19 protein-coding genes and 1 pseudogene are annotated in these 22,532 nt (G+C 61.4%); 5 read left to right on the top strand and 15 right to left on the bottom strand.

Features of this window, described 5'->3' with window-relative positions; genetic code table 11:
* Entirely contained in the window at positions 1-183 is a 183-nt protein-coding gene (locus C1J04_RS17310; RefSeq protein ID WP_009824271.1) for a DUF2783 domain-containing protein, read from the top strand.
* A gap of 150 nt (positions 184-333) precedes the next feature.
* On the opposite strand, the gene C1J04_RS17305 is transcribed toward C1J04_RS17310, so the two are convergent.
* The 3 genes and pseudogenes from C1J04_RS17305 to C1J04_RS17295 form a co-directional block, all read right to left on the bottom strand.
* Entirely contained in the window at positions 334-1,326 is a 993-nt protein-coding gene (locus C1J04_RS17305; RefSeq protein ID WP_009824272.1) for an IS30 family transposase, read from the bottom strand.
* Positions 1,327-1,441: 115 nt separating this feature from the next.
* A pseudogene (locus C1J04_RS17300) lies at positions 1,442-2,483 on the bottom strand (IS30 family transposase).
* A gap of 406 nt (positions 2,484-2,889) precedes the next feature.
* A complete protein-coding gene (locus C1J04_RS17295) occupies positions 2,890-4,068 on the bottom strand; it encodes a multidrug effflux MFS transporter (RefSeq protein WP_254693883.1) in 1,179 nt (392 codons plus the stop codon).
* 142 nt (positions 4,069-4,210) lie between these two features.
* Here C1J04_RS17295 and C1J04_RS17290 point away from each other — a divergent pair, with 142 nt between their 5' ends.
* Entirely contained in the window at positions 4,211-4,783 is a 573-nt protein-coding gene (locus tag C1J04_RS17290) for a TetR/AcrR family transcriptional regulator (protein ID WP_009824276.1), read from the top strand.
* Positions 4,784-4,811: 28 nt separating this feature from the next.
* On the opposite strand, the gene C1J04_RS17285 is transcribed toward C1J04_RS17290, so the two are convergent.
* The 5 genes from C1J04_RS17285 to C1J04_RS17265 all read right to left on the bottom strand — a co-directional run bounded on the left by C1J04_RS17285 (position 4,812) and on the right by C1J04_RS17265 (position 10,555).
* Entirely contained in the window at positions 4,812-5,513 is a 702-nt protein-coding gene (locus tag C1J04_RS17285) for an ABC transporter ATP-binding protein (RefSeq protein WP_005848905.1), read from the bottom strand.
* Positions 5,506-6,282, bottom strand: a complete 777-nt coding sequence (locus tag C1J04_RS17280; protein ID WP_009824278.1) for an ABC transporter ATP-binding protein — start codon at positions 6,280-6,282, stop codon at positions 5,506-5,508. Before C1J04_RS17280 ends, C1J04_RS17285 begins: the two co-directional genes overlap by 8 nt.
* Positions 6,279-8,141 carry an ABC transporter permease gene (locus C1J04_RS17275; protein WP_009824279.1) on the bottom strand — a complete coding sequence of 621 codons (1,863 nt, stop codon included), beginning with the start codon at positions 8,139-8,141 and terminating at the stop codon, positions 6,279-6,281. The genes C1J04_RS17280 and C1J04_RS17275 overlap by 4 nt, the downstream gene beginning before the upstream one ends.
* Positions 8,142-8,213: 72 nt before the next feature.
* Positions 8,214-9,431 (bottom strand): ABC transporter substrate-binding protein, encoded by a 1,218-nt coding sequence (locus tag C1J04_RS17270; protein ID WP_009824280.1) that lies wholly within the window; start codon positions 9,429-9,431, stop codon positions 8,214-8,216.
* A 56-nt stretch (positions 9,432-9,487) separates the two neighbouring features.
* Positions 9,488-10,555, bottom strand: coding sequence for an aromatic ring-hydroxylating dioxygenase subunit alpha (locus C1J04_RS17265; protein WP_009824281.1), 1,068 nt, complete (start codon positions 10,553-10,555; stop codon positions 9,488-9,490).
* Between the two features lie 158 nt (positions 10,556-10,713).
* Between C1J04_RS17265 and C1J04_RS17260 the strand changes: the two genes are divergently transcribed.
* Positions 10,714-11,151, top strand: a complete 438-nt coding sequence (locus C1J04_RS17260; RefSeq protein ID WP_005848896.1) for a MarR family winged helix-turn-helix transcriptional regulator — start codon at positions 10,714-10,716, stop codon at positions 11,149-11,151.
* A gap of 3 nt (positions 11,152-11,154) precedes the next feature.
* Here C1J04_RS17260 and C1J04_RS17255 read toward each other — a convergent pair whose 3' ends face one another.
* The 7 genes from C1J04_RS17255 to C1J04_RS17225 all read right to left on the bottom strand — a co-directional run bounded on the left by C1J04_RS17255 (position 11,155) and on the right by C1J04_RS17225 (position 19,117).
* Positions 11,155-11,739 carry an amino acid synthesis family protein gene (locus C1J04_RS17255; protein ID WP_114865671.1) on the bottom strand — a complete coding sequence of 195 codons (585 nt, stop codon included), beginning with the start codon at positions 11,737-11,739 and terminating at the stop codon, positions 11,155-11,157.
* Positions 11,736-12,320 (bottom strand): amino acid synthesis family protein, encoded by a 585-nt coding sequence (locus C1J04_RS17250; RefSeq protein ID WP_005848892.1) that lies wholly within the window; start codon positions 12,318-12,320, stop codon positions 11,736-11,738. The genes C1J04_RS17255 and C1J04_RS17250 overlap by 4 nt, the downstream gene beginning before the upstream one ends.
* Positions 12,313-13,161, bottom strand: coding sequence for a UPF0280 family protein (locus C1J04_RS17245; RefSeq protein ID WP_009824283.1), 849 nt, complete (start codon positions 13,159-13,161; stop codon positions 12,313-12,315). Before C1J04_RS17245 ends, C1J04_RS17250 begins: the two co-directional genes overlap by 8 nt.
* Positions 13,158-14,645 (bottom strand): hypothetical protein, encoded by a 1,488-nt coding sequence (locus C1J04_RS17240; protein ID WP_005848888.1) that lies wholly within the window; start codon positions 14,643-14,645, stop codon positions 13,158-13,160. Before C1J04_RS17240 ends, C1J04_RS17245 begins: the two co-directional genes overlap by 4 nt.
* The gene (locus C1J04_RS17235) at positions 14,638-17,385 is read right to left on the bottom strand and encodes a molybdopterin-dependent oxidoreductase (RefSeq protein WP_114865670.1); all 2,748 of its coding nucleotides are present in this window, start codon (positions 17,383-17,385) and stop codon (positions 14,638-14,640) included. Before C1J04_RS17235 ends, C1J04_RS17240 begins: the two co-directional genes overlap by 8 nt.
* Positions 17,385-18,221, bottom strand: a complete 837-nt coding sequence (locus C1J04_RS17230) for an FAD binding domain-containing protein (RefSeq protein ID WP_009824285.1) — start codon at positions 18,219-18,221, stop codon at positions 17,385-17,387. Before C1J04_RS17230 ends, C1J04_RS17235 begins: the two co-directional genes overlap by 1 nt.
* Before the next feature lie 89 nt (positions 18,222-18,310).
* Positions 18,311-19,117 carry a ferredoxin--NADP reductase gene (locus C1J04_RS17225; RefSeq protein ID WP_009824286.1) on the bottom strand — a complete coding sequence of 269 codons (807 nt, stop codon included), beginning with the start codon at positions 19,115-19,117 and terminating at the stop codon, positions 18,311-18,313.
* A gap of 133 nt (positions 19,118-19,250) precedes the next feature.
* Here C1J04_RS17225 and C1J04_RS17220 point away from each other — a divergent pair, with 133 nt between their 5' ends.
* On the top strand, positions 19,251-20,441 hold the full coding sequence (locus tag C1J04_RS17220) for an amidohydrolase family protein (RefSeq protein ID WP_009824287.1): 1,191 nt from the start codon (positions 19,251-19,253) through the stop codon (positions 20,439-20,441).
* Between the two features lie 377 nt (positions 20,442-20,818).
* Positions 20,819-22,510, top strand: coding sequence for a class I adenylate-forming enzyme family protein (locus tag C1J04_RS17215; protein WP_009824288.1), 1,692 nt, complete (start codon positions 20,819-20,821; stop codon positions 22,508-22,510).
* Positions 22,511-22,532 lie beyond the last annotated feature (22 nt).

The raw sequence follows: 22,532 nt of genomic DNA, 5'->3' as shown, positions 1-22,532 counted from the left end.
ATGGGTCTCAACCTTCAACCGAACATCAAGGATCCGGACGGGTTCTATGATGAATTGCTTTGCGCACATGAAGGGCGAAGCAAGGACGAAAGCGACGCATTCAACGCACGCCTGATCCTCATCCTCGCGAACCATATTGGTGAAAGAGAAACCCTGCGCGCAGCATTGGCCGCCGCTAGATAGGGGGCATCTGGCGTCTGAAGCCGCGTTGAGGTTTGGGATGCTATCGCTGATGTTCGTTGTCGCCGGCGAGAGCAAAGATAGTTCTCGTCCAATGAGGCGCGTTCCCTGTCGCGCCTTTTGGATTCTCAAGGGTCGTTGCGACGGTTTCCGCTATCTCAGTTTCATCAGTTCTTCCCTGAAGGCTTCAGTCGGCGTTTTCCATCCCAGGCACTTTCTGGGGGTGCCGTTCAAGCGGTCACAAATCGACTTCATATCTCGATTTGAGAGCGCGGCCACAGGCGCATCTCTGGGCAAATAACGCCGCGCACGTTTGTTCAGGTTTTCGACGGAACCCTTTTGCCACGGAGCCTGTGGATCACAAAACCAGGCCTCTGTGCCGATACCAGGCTTCAACTTACGCCAATTCCTGAACTCGATCCCACGGTCAAAGGTGATGGATTTGCGGGCCGGTTGGGGCAGGGGTTCCATCACACCCATCAAGCGGTTCATCAGATGCGTGGTGCTGCGGTCGTTGTTGCGGAACAGGACGGCAAAGCGGGTCTTCCGCTCGACCAGTGAGGCAACGTTCATCGTGCCCTGAGCGCGCTCGAATATCATCAAATCGCCTTCCCACTCGCCGAAAGTCTCGCGGCTATCAACGTAGTCAGGGCGTTCGTGAATTGAGCGATCCGGCGGGAACACAAGGCCTCGTGGCCTGCGCGAATGATGTGGCCGTCGCTTTTTACGCCTGTTGGGCAGATAACGAGCAAGTTCCTTGGATTGGCCATCTGGGCCGTAAACATAGGCGTAGATCGTCTCGTGGCTCACACGCACGGACTGACCTTCAAACTGCAATCGGCCTGCGATCTGTTCTGGCGACCAACCTTCTTTGAGCTGCTTGATCACTGCTTTGCGGAGACCAACAAACCGCACCAGCTTCCGTCGCCGCGCGCGTCTCTGTATCGCTGTCCGCTGCGCAACCACGCCGTAGTATCCACTCAATTCCGGCAGCTCAGTATCAGTGTAGCCGTTGCGCTTGATGTCTCGATACACCGTCGAAACTTGCCTGCCGATCTTCGCCGCGATCCCTCGCACAGGGATCTTCGCATTCAACATATCTTCAATCACGCGCCGTTCGCGCAGGTTTAGCTCTCTATGCGCCATCTTTCATTCTCCTTGCTTTCCAGCAAGATAGGGGAAATTTCGCAACCCAGTTTAGAATGTGCCTTGTGTGAGCGATACCTGAACCGCGACTCTTGTTGGGATCAGGGTAGGGATGTCATAGCATTTCCTCCAATATCTTTTCGCGGAAGACCTCGGCTGGGGTCTTCCATCCAAGACACTTTCGTGGCGTGTTGTTGAGGCGATCACAGATCACCTTCATATCGTGATCTGTGCATTGCCGGATGTCGCGTTTGCGGGGCAGCCACCTTCGAAGGCGTCGGTTAGTGTTCTCGACTGTGCCTTTCTGCCATGCATTGCCCGGCAGGGTATCGCGTAGCGATGTCCCGAGAGGGGCTGGAGGGGTCGCAAAACCACGTTTGGGTTCCGATCTCGGCTTGTAGGTGGGGCCAACTGACAAACTCGGTTCCGCGGTCAAAAGTGATGGACCGGCGGGCGATGAGGGGGAGATCTTTGAGAGACTTCATTATCTTTCCCATGACCGGTTTGGTGCGTTTGTTCGGGTTTTTCAGGATCACGGTGAAGCGGCTGACGCGCTCAACCAGTGAGGTGACGTTGTTCTGGCCAAGCTTTTGTTTGAACAGCATCAAATCGGCCTCCCAGTGACCAAATTGCCGACGATGCGCGACATCATCGGGTCGGAAAAGGATACTGACATCGCGGTGGAATTTGGGTTCTCTGCGCCTTCTGGTGCGACGTGGTCTGCGGGCGACACGGTGGGTCGGTAGATACCACCACAGGTCTTCGCGCTGACCTTCCTTGGAATAGATGTAGCGATAGATGGTTTCTTGGCAGACCCTAAGAGGAGCACCCTCGTGGATCATGCGGTTACTGATCTGCTCGGGTGTCCAACCGTTCTTGATGCGCTCGATCACGCGTTTACACAGCTCAGGATGTTTGATCAGTTTGCGCTCTCGAGCACGACGTTCCGCTTGCATCAGGTGCGCGGCGGCACCGTAATAGCCATCGCATCCCGGCATGCTCTCGTCCGAGAAATGGTTGCGCTTTAGCTCGCGGAATATCGTTGACCTGCAGCGCTTCAGAACGCGCGCCATCTCGTCAACCGAGACCTGCGCGTGTCTCCAGCGTTCAATCTTGCGACGTTCTGTGATACTCAGTTGGTTGTAAACGGCTCCCATACCGATTCCTCTCATTAGATAAACTACTGTTTTCTAACAAGAGTCGCACTTGAGGGTAGCGCGCGCCCGGCCGCGTTTTACAAACGGATAATTAGGATTATGTAAAAACGTGTTCAACCCAGCGGCCAGCCCGCACACATATCCCGGCTTATATATGCGGTGCCAGTAACGCTTGGATGTCGCTGTCGGGGGGCGCGTTTCAGCGGTTTCGGATTGGCGAAGCCGTGTCGGCCCGCGGCACCCACGCCGTGATTTATGACGCGCTGCGCTTGGTGAAAAGCGTGTAGGCCGCCTTGATCAAGAAGAGCCCACTCTAGCCCCGCGCAGGCAGTCCGCTTTACCGCAGACCGTCTGCGCGGGGGCTAGAGTGGGCGGGTGCCACTGCCCACCTCAACACGCATGGGGCTTAGGAGGTCAGTCGCGATGACGAAGGCACGGTGAAGCGCCCTGCCGCGAAGAACAATACCGTTGCCAATCCCGCGGGGACCACAAGCCCGAGGGACATGGGGAGCGCCGTACCCGCCCCGCCAATCGCGACAGAGGTAGAGACGGCAAAGGCAAGGGCGAACTGGATCGCCCCCAGCAACGCCGATCCCATGCCGGCAGCTTTCTCTGTCAGCGACATCGCGATGGACATCGCATTCGCCGATAGCAGCCCGACGCAGCCAATCGATATCCACAGCGGGATGGCGAATACCAGAAGCGAGCTTGTCTGGGACAGCAGCGTCAGCACCAAAGTAGCGGCGAAAAACAGCGGCAAGACGGCGGTGAGAATCTGTTCGGGGCTATAGCGGTTCAACAGCATGCCATTGATGCGGCCAAAGATGATAAGCGCGGTCGCAATAGCCGCGAACATCATGCCAAAGCCGATTGAACTCAGCCCGTAGATCCCTTGGAACACCCCAGAGGAACCCGTGATAAACGCGAACATGCCGCTTTGAATAAGCCCCGCGACCAGCGCCATGATGAGAAATCCGCGCTCGGACAGGAGCCGCTTGGCGGTTTTTGCACCCGTGCGGAAGGGGTGAGGCTGGCGGCCTTCGGCGGGCAATGTCTCGGGCAAGGTGATCACGGACAAGAGCAGCGCGACAAGGCTGATAAGGGCCATCGTCGCAAAGATGGAACGCCAGCCAAACGCTTCAAGCAATAGGCTGCCCAAAGTGGGCGAGGCGATGGGGCCAAGCGTCAGCAACATGACAAGCACCGTCATGACTTTCGCCGCCTTTCGTCCTTCGTACAGGTCTTTGACCATGGCGCGCCCCACGACCATGCCCGCGCTCGCCCCGATGGCCTGTATGAAACGAAGTGCGTTGAACCACGCGATGTCGCTGAGCAACGGCAGAACAACAGAGGTCACGGTGAAAAGGACGGTGCCGATCAAAAGCGGCCCCTTGCGCCCGTAGGTATCGGTCAAGGGGCCGATCATGATTTGCCCGAAACAGAGCCCCAGAAAAAAGAGAGAGAGCGACAGCTCGGCCGCCGTATGGGTGGCGTCCATCGACGTCGCGAGATCCCCGAGGGCGGCCAGATACATGTCGGTTGCCAAGGGCGGAAAAAGGGAGAGCAGGCCTAGGGTTGCGGTCACAGCGAACGCGCGGCTTGAGGACAAGGAAATTTGAGACATCTTCGCTCCAACGAGATAATAGACTACGGTCTACTTGCGTTTAGTAGATCGCAGTCTAACAATCAATGTCATACCACGCTGCATCGATGAACAGGAGCTGTGCATGTCGGTAAAGAAGTCGGGCGGACGCCCCGCGAATGAGGAAGCCAGCGCCGCTTTGAAAGCCGCCGCACTGCGGCTTGTGCGGGAAACGGGGTACGAAAAGGTCTCTATCGCGGCGATTATTGCCGAGGCGGGCGTCGCACGCCAAACGCTCTACAATCGCTGGGACACAAAGGCGGACCTCATCCTCGAAGCGATTTTCGAGGCGACGAATACTTATGCCGCTGAACCGGATATAGAGCGCGCGCAAGACTATAGGGCGCAGCTTGAAGACTTCCTGATCAAGGTTTTCGAACACCTGAAGCTGGATGGCGGAACCATCCGGTCGCTGATTGCATCGTCACAGCAAGACGCAAAATTTCACGCGTCGTTCCATGCCAAATTCGTCCTGCCGCGCGAGCAGATGATGACGCTGATGCTGCGTCAGGCGCAGGACCATGGGGCGCTTTCACCCGCGCGCAACGTTGAGGTATTGTCGACCATGATCCACGGTGCATTCTGGTATCGCTTGTTGAACCGCGGCGTATTGGATGCGGCTTTCGCGAAAGAGCTCGTGGCAGAGACCTTTGCCTGAACCCGCCTTGTGATCGCTGGCACCGCCCCTAAACCGACAGATATTGATCCCGAATTTCCGGCTGCGATTGCAGCGCGGCGAGCGTGCCGACGAATTTCTGTGTGCCGTGTTCGATGATCACCACGCCATCGGCGACCGCTTGCGCGAAATGCAGGTTCTGTTCGGACAGTAGCACCGTCAGCCCCTCTGCCTTGAGTTGCAGGATCACGCGGGCCATCTGTTCGACGATCACCGGCGCGATACCTTCGGAGGGTTCGTCCAGCAGGATGAACGCGGGGTTGCCCATCAGGGTGCGGGCGATGGTCAGCATCTGCTGTTCGCCCCCCGACAGCGCTTTGCCGCGGTTGTGACGGCGTTCGGCGAGGTTGGGGAAGAGGTCGAACACCATGTCCTCGGTCCAGGTGGTGCAGCCGTCGCGGGGGGGCTGGCGGCCGACCTCAAGGTTTTCCAGCACGGTAAGCTGGGTGAAAATCCGGCGTTCCTCGGGGACATAGCCCAAGCCGTTGCGCGCGACCTTGTGGCTGGGCCAGCCGGTGATGTCCTGGCCCTGATAGATGATCTTGCCCTGCCGTGGCCGAACCAGCTGCATGATGGACTTCATCGTCGTGGTCTTGCCCGCACCATTGCGCCCCAGCAGGGCGACGACAGTGCCGCGATCCACGGTAAAGTTCAGGTCATTCAGCACCTGCGCCTTGCCGTAGAATGAATTGACGCCGTTCACCTCAAGCATGGGCATCCTCCTGCGCTTTGAACAGGGTGCCGCCGCCCAGATAGACCTCTTGCACCTGCGGGTTGTTGCGGATCTCGTCCACAGTGCCGTCGGCGATGAGCTGGCCACGGTTCAGCACCATGATGCGGTGCGAATGGGCAAAGACCACGTCCATGTCATGTTCGGTAAACAAAACGCTGATGCCCCGATGCTCTAGTATATCGGCGGTCAGCTGCATCAGCGCGATCCGTTCGCGCGGTGCCATGCCAGCGGTGGGTTCATCCATCAGCAGCAGGATCGGGTCATTGGCCAGCGCCACGGCGAGCTCCAGCCGTTTGAGGTCACCATAGGCAAGCACCGCGCAGTGACGTTCGGACTGGTCGACCATGCCCACGGTATCAAGCAGCGCCAGCGCCTCGTCGCGGTAGAGTTTATGGGCGAAGGTGGTCAGGGAATAGAGCCGCTTGTGATGCGACATCAGCGCCATCTGCACGTTCTCGACCACGGTCATCGAGGCATAGGTCGCGGTGATCTGGAACGTCCGCCCCACCCCCATGCGCCAGATCTTGCGCGGCTGCATGCCCGCGATGTTCTTGCCCATCAGCTGCACGGTGCCCGACGACGGCTTGAGCTGTCCCATCAGCATGTTGAAACAGGTGCTTTTGCCCGCGCCATTGGGGCCGATCAGCGCCAGCAGCTCTCCCTTGGCAAGATCAAAGCTCACGTCATCCACGGCTTTGATCGCACCAAAATTGCGGGACAGGTTGCGCACAGACAGGATCGGGCTCATTTCGCGTCCTCCGGTGTTTTCAGCAGGCCAATGCGTTCGCCCGCCTTGCGCAGCGATCCGACGATGCCTTCGGGGCCAAGGATCACGACAAAGATGATCAGCAGGCCCAAGGCGAGGCGCCAGTATTCGAAACGGGTCAGGTAGTCTTTGACGCCTTCAAAGAAGGCTCCGCCGACCCAGCCGCCCGACAGGGTCTTCACCCCGCCCAGAAACACCACGATCAGCGCGTCGAAACTGCGCGCGGTTTCAAGCTCGTTCGGGAAGATGCTGCCCTTGGAGAAGACGAACAACCCGCCCGCGAGCCCCGCCATGATGCCCGCAAAGGTAAAGGCGACCCATTGGATGCGTTTGGTGTTGATCCCCATCGCCTCGGCTTGGCGCGCACTGTCGCGGGCCGCGCGCACGGCATAGCCGAAGGGCGCATGCGCAGCTTGGCGCAGCAGCAGGATGCCCCCGATGCAGAAGACAAAAGCGAGGTAGTAATAAACGTCATTGTCCGACGCCCAATCGGACGGCCAGATGTTGACCAGCCCGTCATCGCCCCCCGTCACATCACCCCATTGGAAGGCAAGGCTCCAGAGCAGTTGCCCGAAGGCGAGCGTTAGCATGGCGAAGTAGACACCGGTGGACCGCAGGCAGACCCAGCCGATCACCACGGCGGCCAGCCCCGCGCAGATCGGGGCCAGCACCAGCGCCAGCTCCATCGGGGTGTCGGCATAGGTCACAAACAGCGCCGCGGCATAGGCCCCCCCGCCAAAGAAGGCCGCATGGCCAAAGCTGACCAGCCCGCCCTGCCCCAGCATGAAATGCAGCGATGCGGCGAAGAGACAGAAGATCATGATGTCGGTCACCAGCACCACGGCGAAATTCCCGCCGTAGAACGGCAGCAGCGCAAGGATGAACAGCCCCGCCATCACCAGCAAGCGCATCCGATTGCCCGCGGGCTTGATCGGGCGCTCCGGCTCTCCGGTCTGGCCATGCTCGCCCGCGATCTCCTCTTTCCCGAGCAGGCCGAAGGGGCGGAACATCAGGACGATCACCATGACGACAAACATCAGCACAAGCGTCGACTGCGGCGCATAGGTCACGCCAAACACATTCAGGACCGAGATGATCACCGCCGCCAGATAGGCCCCCGGCAGTGACCCCATGCCGCCGATGACCACGACCACAAAGACCGACCCGATAATGCTGAAATCCATCAACAGATCGGCACCCCCCTTGGGCAGTTGCAACGCGCCGCCAAGACCGGCAAGCGCACAGCCCAGAAAGAAGACGCCCGTGAACAGCCACGCCTGATTGACCCCAAGGGCACCGACCATCTCTCGGTCTTGCGTCGCAGCGCGCACCAAAGTGCCGACACGGGTTTTCGTGATCAGATACCACAGGGCGATGGCGACGAAGGGCGTGATGATGATCAGCGCGATGTCATATTGCGGCACGGGTTCCCCCATGATGCGGATCACCCCTTTCAGCCCCGGCGCGCGCGGGCCCAGCAGATCTTGCGGGCCCCAGATCATCAACGCCAGGTCCTGAATGACAAGGATCACGCCAAAGGTCGCGACCAGCTGGAACAGTTCAGGCGCGCTATAGACAGGGCGCAGCACGCAGATCTCGACGATCACCCCGATCAGCCCGACGATCAGCCCCGCCAGCAGGATCGCCCCCCAGAAACCGACCATGCCCGGCAGCACCTGCATCAGCGAATAGCCGACATAAGCCCCCAGCATATAGAACGACCCATGGGCAAAATTCACCACCCGCGTGACGCCAAAGATCAGCGACAGCCCAGAGGCAACCATGAAGAGCGCACCCGCATTGGCAAGCCCAGTCAGAATCTGTGCGATGAAAAGGCCCATGGGCACCTCTTGATGTTGGGGGTGGGGTCAGATGCAGCCAAGGGGGCCTCCCCCCTTGGCTGCGGGTCCGGGTTATTCTGCCGGACGCAGTTTCGACACCTCTTCGTCAGACGGCAGGTAGTCGGCGCCGTCCAGATAGGTCCAGTCGGTCATGACGCCCGCACCGTCCTTGAGCATGGTCTTCCCGACAAAGGCCCCCATGGTGGCCTGATTGTCGATCTCGCGGAACGTGATGTCGCCCACGGGCGTCGCCACATCCAGCCCTTCGAAAGCCATACGGATCGCGTCGCCTTCGGTCGATCCCGCCTTGCTGATCGCGGCGGCGATGCTTTGCGCGGTCATATACCCGACGAGAGACCCGAGCTTTGGTGTTTCATCGAATTTCGCCTGATAGGCATCAACGAAAGGCTTGTTCGCACCGTCCTCATCCGAGAAGTCATACCAGGGATAACCGGTCACGACCCAGCCTTCGGGGGCTTCGTCGGCCAGTGGTTCAAGGTATTCCGGTTCGCCCGAAAGCAGGCCATAGACCGTGCGCCCGTCGAACAGACCACGGGTGGTACCTTCGCGGACGAACTTGGCAAGGTCGGGGCCGAAGGTCACGTTATAGATCGCGTCCGGCTTGGACCGCTCCAGCGCCTGAACCTCGGCGCCGGCGTCGATCTTGAACAGGGCGGGCCATTGCTCTCCGACGAATTCGACCTCGGGCTTCAGTTCGGTCAGCACTTCCTTAAAGGCGGCCACCGCGTCTTTGCCATAGGCGTAGTTGGGTGCGATGGTCGCGTATTTCACGGCATCGGTCTTGGCGGCCTGTTCCGCCAGCATCGCGGCCTGCATATAGGTCGAGGTCCGCAGGCGGAAGGTCCAGGGGTTGCCTTGGCTCCAGGTCAGGGCATCGGCCAGCGGTTCGGCGGCGAGGTACACCCAGCCCTTTTCCGCCGCGACCGAGGAGATCGCCAGACCGACGTTCGACAGGATCGAACCGGTGATCATCACGGTGCCTTCGCTGGTCATCAGCTCTTCGGCGATTTTGATCGCTTCACCGGGGTCGCCCTGATCGTCGCGGAAGATGAATTCGAGCGGGCGATCCAGCACACCGCCATCGGCGTTGATTTCCTCAAGCGCCAGTTCGATGCCCTGTTTATACGGCTCGGCAAAGGCGGCGAGACGTTTGTAGTGGTTGATCTCTCCGACTTTGATCGGGTCGCCCGACTGCGCCGTTGCGGCAAAGCCGGTGACGCCAAGGGCAAAGGCCCCTATGACGCTGTTCAGGAATGTCTTTCTGTTCATGTGATGGTCCTCTCGTGTTGGGGTGTGCCGTCTGCTGCGGCTTTGCTTTTTATGGATCAATCATGCTGGACAAAGACCGGTGCGACGGGGTCGCCCAGATCGTCCGTCGCCTCTGCCTCGATCCGGTCGCGGATGCGTTTGCGGTAGACGTTGGGCGCTTTGTCGATAGCGATGCGGATGGGTTTGCGTTTTTGGGGGCGCTGTTCTTCTTGGTGGACGGCTTCCAAAATCGCCTTGTCCTCGGCAAATGCTACGCGGAACATCGCGTCCATTTGGTCCGACGCGGCGTCATCGCCTAGGGCGGTGTTGCGCAGGTGCATCCAGTGGTCGATCGTATAGTCCTCTGTCACGGGTGTGACGAAATGGAGCGCAAAGATACGCACGCCTTTGTTGCGCTGATCTTCGGGAAGTTCAAGCTTTGCATCAGACGACCCAAAGTCAATCACGGCGGTCGAGGGCATGTGCAGATAGTAATAATGCCAGCGGTCCACATTGCCGCTAAAGCCGCCGAATGCCTTGAAAAAGCCGATGGGTTCCGCGTCTCTGATCCAGCGCCATGCCACGATCACCTCGTCTGCGGTTTTGACATGCACGGGTACGTTTTCGGAGGCCGCATTGCCCAATGTCGTCGGATGGACAAAGCTGACATGCGCCGGATCCACAAGGTTTTCGGCAACGTTGAGGTAATTTGCGCGGATATGCAGCTTGTCCCCGTGGTGGACGTGCCACCCCTCCTGACCCAGCTCGGGCAAGTCAAAGGCCAGCGCGGGGTCGGCCTTGTCGGCGTCGCCCATCCAGATGAACACAATGTCGTGGCGTTCCAGCACCGGATAGCTGTCAACATAGGCGGATTTGGGCAGGTTCGATTGCCCCGGCACCCGCACGCAGGCCCCGTCCGCGCCAAAGGTCATACCGTGATAGCCGCATTGAATGGTGTCGCCGATGCGCTTGCCCTTGGACAGCGGTAGCAGCCGGTGCGGGCAGCGATCTTCGAGCACGGCGATCTGGCCATCGCTGGTGCGGTAGGCTACTAGGTTCTGCGCAAGCAATGTCAGCGGCACCAGCTCATCGCCAAAGTCGGTAGACCAACCCGCAACGTACCAAGCGTTTCTGACAAAGGACATCGGTTCACTCCTTGCTCTGCACAGCTTCATGAAGGACCAAAAAATTGTTAGCTGTCAAACAATTTCTTGCGCCCCATCTGATATAGACCCCAGATGGAAACCGTGGGATGATAGTGCCTAATCTATACGCATTGACCCAAGAGCACTGGATAAGAACCTTGGTTGAAACCACACAAGACCTGACCCTGACCGCAGACTATGCGTTGGAACAACAGATCGGGTTCAAGCTGCGCCTCGCGAACCAGCGCCACCTTGAAATCTTTAACCGGCGGATGCCGGATATCACGCCGACACAATTCGCCGTGCTGGCCAAGCTGCGCGACGAGGCGCGGATCAGCCAGAACCATCTGGGGCGTCTGGTCGGGATGGACGCGGCGACCACCAAAGGCGTGATCGACCGGTTGCGCAAAAAGGGGCTGGTCCATTCGACCCCGTCAAAGACCGACATGCGGCGGCTGGAGATTTCGCTGACCGACGAAGGCATCGCGGTGACTGCCAAGGCGATTGCCACCGCGCAGGAAATCTCGGCCGAGACGGTCGGCAACCTCACCCCGCGCGAGGTCGACCGGCTACTGGCCCTGCTTGAGAAACTATAGGCTCTAACGCAGGCCGTCCTTGCCTTCGGCGTCTGCGTGGGTCAGCCCACCGACACGGGGCAAGGGGCGCCCGCTATCGGTCACGGCCACGGCCACCAGTATCTCGCCCGCGCGCGGCGCGTCGTTCAACCGCACCTCGATCCCGTCGAAATGGCTGCGCACATAGGCGGCGTCCTTGTGCCCCAGAGGCACGTCAAGCACCTGCCTCGGCCCGCCCATCTTTTTCGAAGACGGCACCAGTGCGGCCCCCTTTTCAACCGCGACCCGCAGCGGTGCGCCCAGTTTCGGGTGCAGGATCGCGGCGGCATGTTCCAGCTCTCCCCCCTCGCCCACCATCGCGGCCTTGCCATAGCTTTCGGCCTGCGCGGGGGTGATCCCAAGGGCCGCAACACATTTATCGCCCAGCAATCCCCCCAGCTCTGCGCCGATGTCCATCAGCGGGGTCAGGTCCTCGGTATAAGAGCCTGCAAAGGGGTTTTTGATCACGGCCACAGCTACGGCCTTGCGCGTGGGGGGCGATATCTGCTGCCCGATCTCGCGGTGAGTCTCTTCGACCCAAGTGGCGATTTTGCGAATATCGGCGCTCATCTCAGGCCATCCTTTCCTTCGATATCCTTTGCATCCAACCCGCCCGCGCGGTTGTGGATACGGGCCCCTGTGGTCATCACAAGGATCACCGCCATTTCATCGGCGCGGGGGCTGTCGTTCAGGCCGACCTCGATTGAATCGAAATGGCTGCGGACATAAGAGGCATCGACATGGGTCACAGGCACATCCAGCCGCACCCCCGCCGCGCCAACCTTTTTCGTCGATGGCACAATCGCCTTCGACCCCCCAAGCACGTCGCGCATCGCATAGCCGCCGGGGGCGTGCCAGAGCGCACCGTGCTCCAACTCTCCGCCCGTGCCGACGATGCTGCCTTTGCCGTAGCCTTCGATCTGTGCCGCCTCGACCCCGAGCGCCGCCAGCAGCTTTTGCGCCATCGCGACCCCCAGCGGTTTGAGGTCTTCCATAAAGGGCTGGATGTCCTCGATATAAGAGCCTGCATAGGGGTTTTGGATCACAGCCATAACCGACCCGCGTTTCAGCGGCGTATTGGCACGGGGGCCGCCTTCGTGGAAAATCTCTTCGACGCTGGTGACAATTTTACGGGTCATAACCTCAGGCATATTCGGGGGCTTTCACTAGGGATTTCAGGGTTTCGGGCAAGCCGATAACAGTATGTTGGTCGCGCAGAAAAAGCGCCGCGCCAAAGATGAGGCCACGGTCGCGCAAACCCTGCGCCGCTGTCGCGCCCGCCTTGAGGGCGTGGTTAACATCGGCAGGGGAGAGCGGCCCGACATGGGTAACCACCGTTGCCGCACCAAGGTCACTGTCGTCGTGCAGCAGGTTGGCGGGGCTACGCCGGATCGCGGGATGTGCGGGCAGATCGACGGCGTTGCCAAGTTTGGTCGCCGCCGCGTCGGCCATCGCGGCGGATCGGGCCAGCACGGTGACACTGTCGGCAATGCCCAAGGACTGGCTGCGCCCGCCCTGCCCGCTGGTGGCGATGCCGCGAATGGGATCACTGCTGCGGATCGTGACGGTGCCAAGCGACCGCCCGTCCAGCCCCGCGATGCCCAAGTCAAAGCGCGCGCCTTCGGTCAGATGCAGCGCGATATCGCCACCGTTGTTCACATAGGCGCGGGTCAGATCGGCGGCATCCACCATGGCCGACAATACCTCTGCCGCGACGGCACCGGCGACGCAGATCATCGGCGTGGTCAGCCTGTCGGCATGGGGCAAGGCGGCGCGGTACATGGCGCGGGCGATCTTGCCGTTTGGTTTGGTGCCCACAGGGCGGCGCAGCAGGGGCAGTTCTGCCGTCAGTTCAGACAGGATCGTGCCAAAGCGATCGAAACCCGCGCGAAACGCCAGATCTCGCGCGCCATCCGCCCCGATGACCAGATCAATCGGGCCGTGGGACAGATGCAGCCTGCCACCGGGGAGTAGAGCCGCCTGTGCCGTCATGTCTTGTCCTTCGACCAGCCGTAGTTTTCCCGCGCGTTCGGGTCGGGTTGCAGCAGTTGCTGCGCCACCCGTCGCACATCATCGGTGACCACATCACGCACGGGCTGGATATGCTCCATATGCCCGCCAAGCGTGCCGTAATCCTCGCGCCGCAGGGTGAATTCGATCGGTGCCACCAGCGCGGGGGTGGGTACATAACCGAAAGAGTTCGTGGGCATATCCATGACATCCACCATGACGGTTATGCCGCCCCCCGGCCAGACATAGGCCTCGGCCCCGCCGCAGGACACATGCGTCAGCGATTCCTTGACCGACCGCGTCAGCCGCACGGGGTTCTCTGTCACGCCGGCACGCAAACTGCCGCCCGCCCCCCCCATGAACAGCACCGAACAAAGCGAGGGTTCGCAATTCTCGGCGATGCGGTCCGCGACGACCAGCAGCTCGGGCGTGATCTTGGCGGGTTGCGGGATCAGATCATCATCCAGCGTGAAATAGGCCCATTGCTCTCCGGTGGTAGAGATCATCAGCAGCCGCAGCCCCGGCCAGGCACGCTTCGGGTCGGCGTCACGCAGGATGGTCAGCGGGTCTTCAACATCGGTGCCGCCCCATCCGGTGCCGGGGTCCGCCACCTGAAAATACCGTCCCGGCGTTGACCGCCGCCCGTTCACGCGGATGCCCGACGGGGTCATATCCAGCCCCTTGCCCGCCTCGTGTTCTGTCAGCACGCCGGTGATGTGATCATCGACAACGACGACCTCGTCCACATGCCCGTGCCATTGTTTGGCGAACATTCCGATGGTCGCTGACCCACAGCCCACGCGCATCAGCTTTTCCGGGACGCCGTTGATGATCGGCGCTTTGCCCGCCTCGACCACCATGGTGACGCCGCCGTCGATGGTGACCTCGACCGGTTCACGGTTACATAGGCGCAGCAGCGCGTCACAGGTCACGCGGCCCTCTTTCTTGGAGCCGCCGGTCAGATGCTCGACCCCGCCCAAAGACAGCATCTTGGACCCGTATTCCGAGGTCATCACGTGTCCGATCGCCTCTCCGTCAACGCGCACCACAGCGCGCTCGTCGCCGATGTGGCGGTCGGTGTCGATCTTCACCTTGACCCCGCAATACGAAAAAATGCCTTCGGTCACGACGGTGATCATATCCACGCCCTCGACCTCTTGGCTGACGATGAAGGGCGCGGGTTTGTAATCCGGATAGGTGGTCCCCGCCCCCACGGCGGTGACGAAATCGCGCCCGCCCTGAATCACGTCGCCGTCCCAATCTTGCGCATTATCGCCCTGATCCAGAAAAGCGACGGCCTTGGCCCCCGACTGGATCACGGTCAGCGGGTCCAGCCGTACCAATTCGCCCGCGTGGTTGGCATAGCGGTCGCAGGCTCCGGATTTGCCGTCGGCGATGAAACACATCACCGGGCAGGCATCGCAGCGGATTTTCACAGGCTTGGGGTCGCGCAGGTCGTCAGGCATGTCCGGCCTCCTTCAGGGCGGCGCGCAGGCGCGTCGGCGTGGCCGGTGTCTGCGTCACGCGCGCACCGGTGGCATGGTAGATAGCGTTGAGGATCGCGGGGGCGGTGGGGATCAGCACATGTTCGCCCAGACCTTTCGCGCCGTAGGGGCCATGGGCATCGGCGACCTCCAGGATCAGCGTCTCGATCGGGGGAACGTCGCCGATGGTCGGCACCAGATAGTCATGCAGGTTCTCGGTGCGTCCGGGGATATACTCCTCCATCAGCGCCATACCAAGCCCTTGGGCGATGCCGCCCTGCACCTGCCCCTCGACCAGCAACGGGTTGATCGCACGACCCACGTCATGGGCGGCGACAAAGCGCAGCGGGCGGCAAAGGCCAAGGGCGATATCCACCTCGACCACCACCAGATGCGCGGCATAGCCGAACTGCGCATAGGGCACGCCCTGCCCGTTTTCATCCAGCGGTTTGACTGGCGGATCATAGCTTTCCTGCGCCTGCAGCACATAGCCCTGCGCATCGATCGGCAGCCGCGTCAGATCAAGGCGCTGCGTGCGCCCGCCGTCGGTCACCGTGAGCTGCCCGTCTTGGGAGCCGATCTGCGCGGCGGGGCCCGCATTGACTTGCCGCAGGATCTGCGCCCGCAGCGCCTCTCCGGTCTTCAGCGCGGCATTGCCCGACACAAAGGTCTGCCGCGAGGCAGAGGTTTTGCCCGCGTCCGGCGTGATATCGGTGTCACCGCCCAGGATCTTGATCCCCTCGACAGACAGCCCAAGCGCTTGGGCAAAGATCTGCGGGATCACCGTATTGGCCCCCTGCCCGATGTCCATCGCGCCTTGGTGCAGCACAACCGTACCATCCGGCCGCACGCCCGCCAGAATGGTCGACGGGTTCGGCAGCGAGGTATTGCCGCAGCCGTACCACGCCCCCGCGATCCCGACACCGCGTTTCACCGTGTCATTCTTTGCATTGAACCGGGCGCATTCGGCTTTCGCCTCCTCCCACGCGGGGCGCAACGCCTCTAGACAGGGAGCGATGCCGACGCCCTGATCGAACACCTGCCCGCAGACCGTGGGCACCCCGTCCGCCAGCGCGTTCTTCAGACGGAACTCAAGCGGATCAAGCCCCAGCTTTTCGGCCAGCAGGTCAAAGGCGGTTTCCTGAGCGATGGCCGATTGCGGCACACCGAAGCCGCGGAAGGCACCTGCGGGGGGGCAATGGGTATGCACGGCACGGCTGCGTGCGCGATAGTCAGGGATGTGGTAGGGGCCAGAGGCATGCACCGGCACGCGATTGGCGACCGTCGGACCCCAGCTCGCATAGGCGCCGGTGTTGAAATCCCCGTCGAACCGCAGCCCCGAAAGCGTCCCATCCCCCTTGGCCCCGATCTTGATCGTGATCTGCGCGGGGTGGCGTTTGGTGGTCGATTGCATCGTCTCGGCGCGCGCATAGGTCATGCGCACGGGCCGCGCCGTCTTGAGCGCGGCAAGCGCGATGAAGGGCTGCAACGACAGGTCGATCTTTGATCCGAAGCCGCCCCCGACCGCCGTCGGCACAATGCGGATGTCGGCCATGGGACGGTCAAGGATCGCGGCCAGTGCTTCGCGGTCCATACCTGGCGCCTGGGTGCAGGCATGCACATGGATGCGCCCGTCGATCACTTGGGCAAAGCCTGCCTCTGGCTCGATATAGCCATGTTCGACAAAACTGGTGGTATACTGCGCCTCGACCGTGACGTCGGCGGCGTCGAGCGCGGCCTCCACATCGCCGCATTGCACGAAGCCGCCGCACATGATGTTCCCTTTGCGGTCCTCGAACAGCTGCGGCGCGTCGGGGGTGGTCGCGGCATCGGTATCGGCAAGCGCAGTTTGTGGCGACCAATGGACAGGAAAGCTTTCCAGATCAAGGGCGATCATCGCCTCCGCCTCTCCCACGACGCAAGCCACCGCCTCCCCCCGGAACCGGATGTGGTTCACAGCGAAAACCGGCTGGTCGATGAAGCCCGGGATCACGCCAAAGGCGTTGAGGCCGGGCACGTCATCTGCGGTCAGGATGCAATGGATCCCGGGCTGCGCGCTGCGCCATGCCTCAAGATCGCCGAAGGAAAATCCGGCCGAGGCATGGGGCGAGCGGATGACCCGCGCGACCAAAGCACCGGCTGGGGCAACGTCATCGCCAAACGCCTCTGACCCGTCGACCTTGGCCTGCCCGTCCAGCCGCCGCGCAGGCTGGCCAAGCGCGGTAGGGGCGACAGTCAGCCCGTCGGCAGCATGGGCCCCGACCACCGCGTCGATGATCTTGCGATAGCCGGTGCAGCGACACAGCACGCCGCCAAGGGCATCCTGCACCTGCGCCGCGCTCGGCTGCGGCACCTCGCGCAACAGCGCCACGGCAGAGACCATCATCCCCGGTGTGCAAATTCCGCATTGCGCGGCCTGATGGTGCTGGAAGCTTTGCATCAATGCCTGCGCGTCGTGGTCGGTTTTCACCAGCCCCGCCAGCGTCTCCACCTGCCGCCCCACCGCTTGCTGCACGGGCATCAGGCAGGCGCAGACCGGCGCGCCATCGACCAGCACAGTGCAGGCCCCGCAATCGCCCGCGTTGCAGCCGATCTTTACATCCTTGCGGTCCAGCCGCTCGCGCAGCGCGTAAGACAAGCGTTCACCGGGCAGCGGTTCAACCTGCGCAATGCTGCCGTTCAGGGTGAAAGAGGTCACTTCTGTCGTGGTCGGTTTATCCATCACAGGGCCCCTTTCAAGGCGCGCATCACAGCGCGGCGGATCAAAGTGACGCTGGCGGCAAGGCGGTAGTCGGCGCTCGCGCGCGCATCCGAAATGGGGCTCAGCGTTTGCACCAGATCAGCAGTCATGCGGTTTTCTACATCGCCAAGGGCGCTACCGCGAAGCTGATCCTCAAGCGCGGTCAGCCGCTGCGCGACGGGGGATGCGGCGCCGATGGCGATGCGGATATCGGTGAGCCTGCCGCTCTCGATCTTTGCCAGCACCGCGACCATGCAGATCGAGATCACCAGATACTTCCGCGCACCGAGTTTGACAAAGCTGCTGTGACTATCAGCCGGGGGTGCGGGGATATGGATGGCGGTGACAAGCTCGTTCTGGGCGCGGACGGTCTGGCGCACGCCTTGCAGGAACTGCGACAAGGGCAGCACCCGCGACCCGTTTGCGCTGCAAAGCTCTACCTCGGCATTCAGGGTCAGTAGCGGCGGCACCCCGTCGGCGGCAGGAGAAGCGTTGCACAGATTACCCGCGATGGTGCCTGCGTTCTGGATCTGGATCGACCCGACCTCGCGCGCCGCCAGCTTGAGCCCGTCGAAAGCGGCGGGCAGATCAGCGCGGATGATGTCTGTCCATGTGGTGGCCGCCCCGATACGCCAGCCTTGGTCTGTTTGGCTGATGCCGCGCAGCTCTGGCAAGCGGGTGATATCCAACAGGTCGCCCGTCACAGGACGGTCGCCGCGTGCGGGGAACCAATCGGTCCCCCCCGCGATGATCGACACCGGCCCCGCGGCCAATGTGGTTAGCGCTTGATCCAATGTCGTCGCGGTCAGGTAGCTCATCCGGTCACCTTTTGCTGCGGGCGTAAAACTTGTTGGTATACGAATAGAAGTGCGTCGGGTGCCTTCGTGTCAAATCAATTCGCATGTCGTCAGCCGACAAAGGCTTTTTCGACCACAAAACTGGCAGGGCGATTATTTGCCCCCTCCACCAGCCCAAAGGATTCGAGCGCGGCTTTGGTGTCGTTCAACATGGCCATCGACCCGCAGATCATCGCACGGTCGCGATCAGGAGAGATCGGCGGCACGTCCAAATCGCGGAACATCTTGCCCGACGCCATCAGGTCGGTTTGCCGCCCTTCGCGTGGCCACGGCGCGCGGGTCAGCGTGTCGTATAGGGACAGCCTTTGCGCCAATTCCCCCACCAGCGGATCGGCCTTGAGGCTGGCGACCAGATCACGGCCATAGGTCAGCTCTTTGGCGGTGCGACAGGTGTGGCACAGAATCAGATCATCGAACTTCTCATACGTCTCGGGGTCACGGATGACCGACGCGAAAGGCGCGATGCCGGTCCCCGTGGCGAACATCCACAACCGTTTTCCGGGCAGCAAGGCGTCATTCACCAACGTCCCCGTCGGCTTGCGGCGCATCAGCACGGTATCACCGACCTTGAGCTTTTGCAGGTGCTGCGTCAGCGGCCCGTCCGGCACCTTGATAGAATAGAACTCGACCCCCTCGTCCCACGACGGCGACGCGATGGAATAGGCACGAAACACCGGCTTTTCGGCATTGGGCAGCCCGATCATCACGAACTCCCCCGACCGGAAGCGGAAGGACGGGTCGCGGGTGATGCGGAAGCGGAACAGACTGTCGGTATAATGCTGCACCTCCGTCACCGTTTCGGCAAAGACACCTGCGGGGATCGGGAAGCTGGGGCGAGAGAGAGAAGCGGCGTCCATGGAAAGTCCTTATCGACTGCGGATGTATTATTGTTTGTACGCGAATGATTATCTGTCAAGTGTTTCATCTTGATTGGCCGCATTTTTCTGTTAGCGTTCAAATGAAACTGATGCTGCTTGAAAGGCGTGCCCCATGTCAGACACCTCTGCAAAACTCGTGATCCGGAACATCGGGATGATCCTGACCGGAAAGATGGAAGACCCCATTGCCGACGGGGATTGCCTGATCGCGATGGACGGAAAGATAACGGAATGGGGCTATGCCAAGGATATGGATTGCGACGGGGCCACGACAGAAGTCGACGCCCATGGCGCGACGCTGGCACCGGGGTTGATCGACAGCCATGTGCACCCGGTGGTGGGCGACTATACCCCGCGCCAGCAGCAGTTGGGGTGGATCGATTCAACGCTGCACGGCGGGGTGACCACACTGATCTCTGCCGGTGAAGTGCATATGCCGGGCCGCCCGAAGGATATCGTCGGCCTCAAGGCGATGGCGATCGCGTCGCAGCGGTGGTACGAGAACTTCCGCCCCTCGGGCGTCAAGGTTCACGCGGGTGCGCCGGTGATCGAACAGGGCATGGTCGAAGAAGACTTTGCCGAGATGGCCAAGGCCGGCGTGACTCTGCTGGGCGAGGTCGGACTGGGCACGGTCAAGGACGGCAAGACCGCCGCGCAGATGGTCGGATGGGCACGCAAATACGGCATGCAAAGCACGATCCACACCGGCGGCCCGTCGATCCCCGGATCAGGGCTGATCGATGCGGATATGGTGCTTGAGACAGGAACGGATGTGGTCGGGCATATCAACGGCGGGCACTCTGCCCTGCCCGACGATCAGATCATCTGCCTCTGCGAGGGCTGCAAGGCCGCGCTTGAGATCGTGCACAACGGGAACGAACGCGCCGCCTTGCTGACGCTGAACACAGCGCGCGAGTTGGGCAAGCTTGATCAGTTGATCCTGGGCACCGACGGTCCGGCTGGGTCCGGCGTGCAGCCTTTGGGGATCATGCGCATGGTTGCGATGCTGTCATCGCTTGGCGATGTACCTGCCGAGATCGCCTTTTGCTTTGCCAACGGCAACACCGCGCGGCAACGCAAGCTGGACACCGGATTGATCGAGGTCGGCAAATGCGCGGACTTCGTCCTGATGGATCAGGCACAGCATGCGCCCGGCAAAAATATGCTTGAATCGGTGCAACTGGGAAATCTGCCCGGTGTTGGCATGACGGTGATTGATGGCGTGGTACGCAGCCTGCGCAGCCGGAATACGCCCCCTGCCACGCGGCTTCCCGAGCTGATTTGCGGCACCGTCGGCGCCTGAACGCCGACATAAGCGGCAGCGGCGGGGGATCTGCCGCCCCCCAAGTGACGCGATGTTTCAATGACATCGCAGGTGCCATTGGCCGCTTTCCCCGGTTTCGGGGAAAGTAGGGCTTTCCTTACCTTTATATTCATGGTCAATTTTCGCCGAGATATGGGGCCGCAGGTGCGGAGGGCCTTGGTGCGCGTAAAATCCTGTCAAACGTCAGCTTGCGGAACATCGTTCCATCATGCGGTATTGGCAGTTTGAATTTTAGCGCTTAGGCTGCAGAAATCAGAGTCGCGGACAATCGTGGAGGAGTGTCCGGCAACAGGCTCGATAAGGGAGGACGAAATGGCCACACTATCTGTATCTATGCTGTCTGCGGGCGGGTGCATATGACCGCAATGACCCCCGAAGAAGCCATTCGCCACGTGGTTTCAACGAACCCGACGTTCGAAGTAACCGAAAGTAATATCCGTGGCGTCACCTATAAAACATTCAAGAATATCCCGAAAACCCTGGGCGGGCTGATCCAGGCGAGCCGCGAAATCCAGGGCAATGGCGCGGCAGAGTTTCTGGTCTATCAGGATGAACGCTGGACCTATGATGCGTTCACCGCCGATGTGAACCGCATCGCCAACGGGCTGCGCGACACGCTGGGGATCAAGACCGGCGACCGTGTCGGCATCGCGATGCGCAACTATCCCGAACTGCTGATGCTCACGCTGGCGGTCGCGTCAGCGGGTGCTGTGGTGGTGTTCGTCAATGCGTGGTGGACCACCGAAGAGCTTGACTATGCGTTGCAAGACAGCGGGGCCAAGACGGTCTTTGCCGATGGTCCCCGTTTTGAACGGATGAAACCGCTCAAGGATGATCTGGGCCTGCGTCTCATCGGCGTGCGCGATGCAGAGGAAATGGGCCCGCACAAGCTGTCGGACCTGATGCAGGGCATGGCCGAAACGCCGCCCGAAGGCGTCGATCTGGACACGGACGATGACTTTGCGGTGATGTATTCGTCGGGCACGACGGGCAAGCCGAAAGGGGTGGTGCAGACCCACCGTGGCGCGCTTAGCGCGGTGTTCAGCTGGCTGTTACAGGCCGTCGCCGCGCCGCTGGTCACCCCCCCTGAACCCGGCGCACCGCCCGCGCCGCGCCCGTCGGGGTTGATCGTCACACCGCTGTTCCACGTCACCGCGACGCATCCGCTGTTTCTGCTTAGCCTGCCCGCAGGTGCCAAGATCTCCTTGTTACACAAGTGGGACGCCGAAGAAGCGGTGCGCGTGATCAACCGCGAAGGCGTGACCCGTTTTCTCGGCGTGCCGACGCAATCTGCCGACCTGCTGGAAGCCGCAAAGCGTATGGGAGAGACCCTGCCGACGCTCACCTGGCTTGGCGCAGGCGGGGCGAAACGTCCTGCGGCGCAGGTGGCGCAGTTGAAAAACCAGTTCCCCGCCGCGGATATCGCGACAGGCTGGGGAATGACCGAGACGAACGCGCTTGGCATCGGCATGGTGGGCGAGGAATACAACAAACGCCCCGACGCCGCGGGCAAGCTGCATCCGCCGCTGCAAGACATCCGGTTTCTGGACGACAAGGGCAACGATGTCCCGCAGGGCGAATTGGGCGAGATTACCGTCAAAAGCCCCGCCAATATGCGCTGCTACCTCAACAAGCCGGAAGCCACAGAAGAGACGATGCAAGACGGCTGGCTGCGCACCGGTGATCTGGGTGTGATCGACGCCGAAGGCTATATCACCATCCTTGATCGCAAGAAGAACATCATCATCCGGGGCGGCGAAAACATCGCTTGTCTGGATGTCGAGGGCGCGCTGCACACGCATCCCGATGTGATCGAGGCTTGCGCATTTTCCGTGCCGGACCCGCGCTTGGGCGAAGTCGTCGGGGCCTCTGTGCAGACCCGCGATGGCAAGCCTTTGACGCAAGCCGACATGGCGGCGCATCTCGACGGGCGGCTGGCCAAATTCAAGATACCCGAAAAACTGTGGTGCCAGGACGGTCCTTTGACCCGTGGTGCCACCGACAAGATTGACCGCCGTGCGATCCGCGCGGCCTGTCTGGACACATAAGGCCCACCAACCGGGCCGGAAG

It is taken from the genome of Sulfitobacter sp. SK025 (genome assembly GCF_003352105.1).
Lineage (GTDB): Bacteria > Pseudomonadota > Alphaproteobacteria > Rhodobacterales > Rhodobacteraceae > Sulfitobacter > Sulfitobacter pontiacus.
The sequence above is the reverse complement of the archived record's forward strand: the minus strand, read 5'-3'. Positions and strand labels throughout refer to the sequence as shown.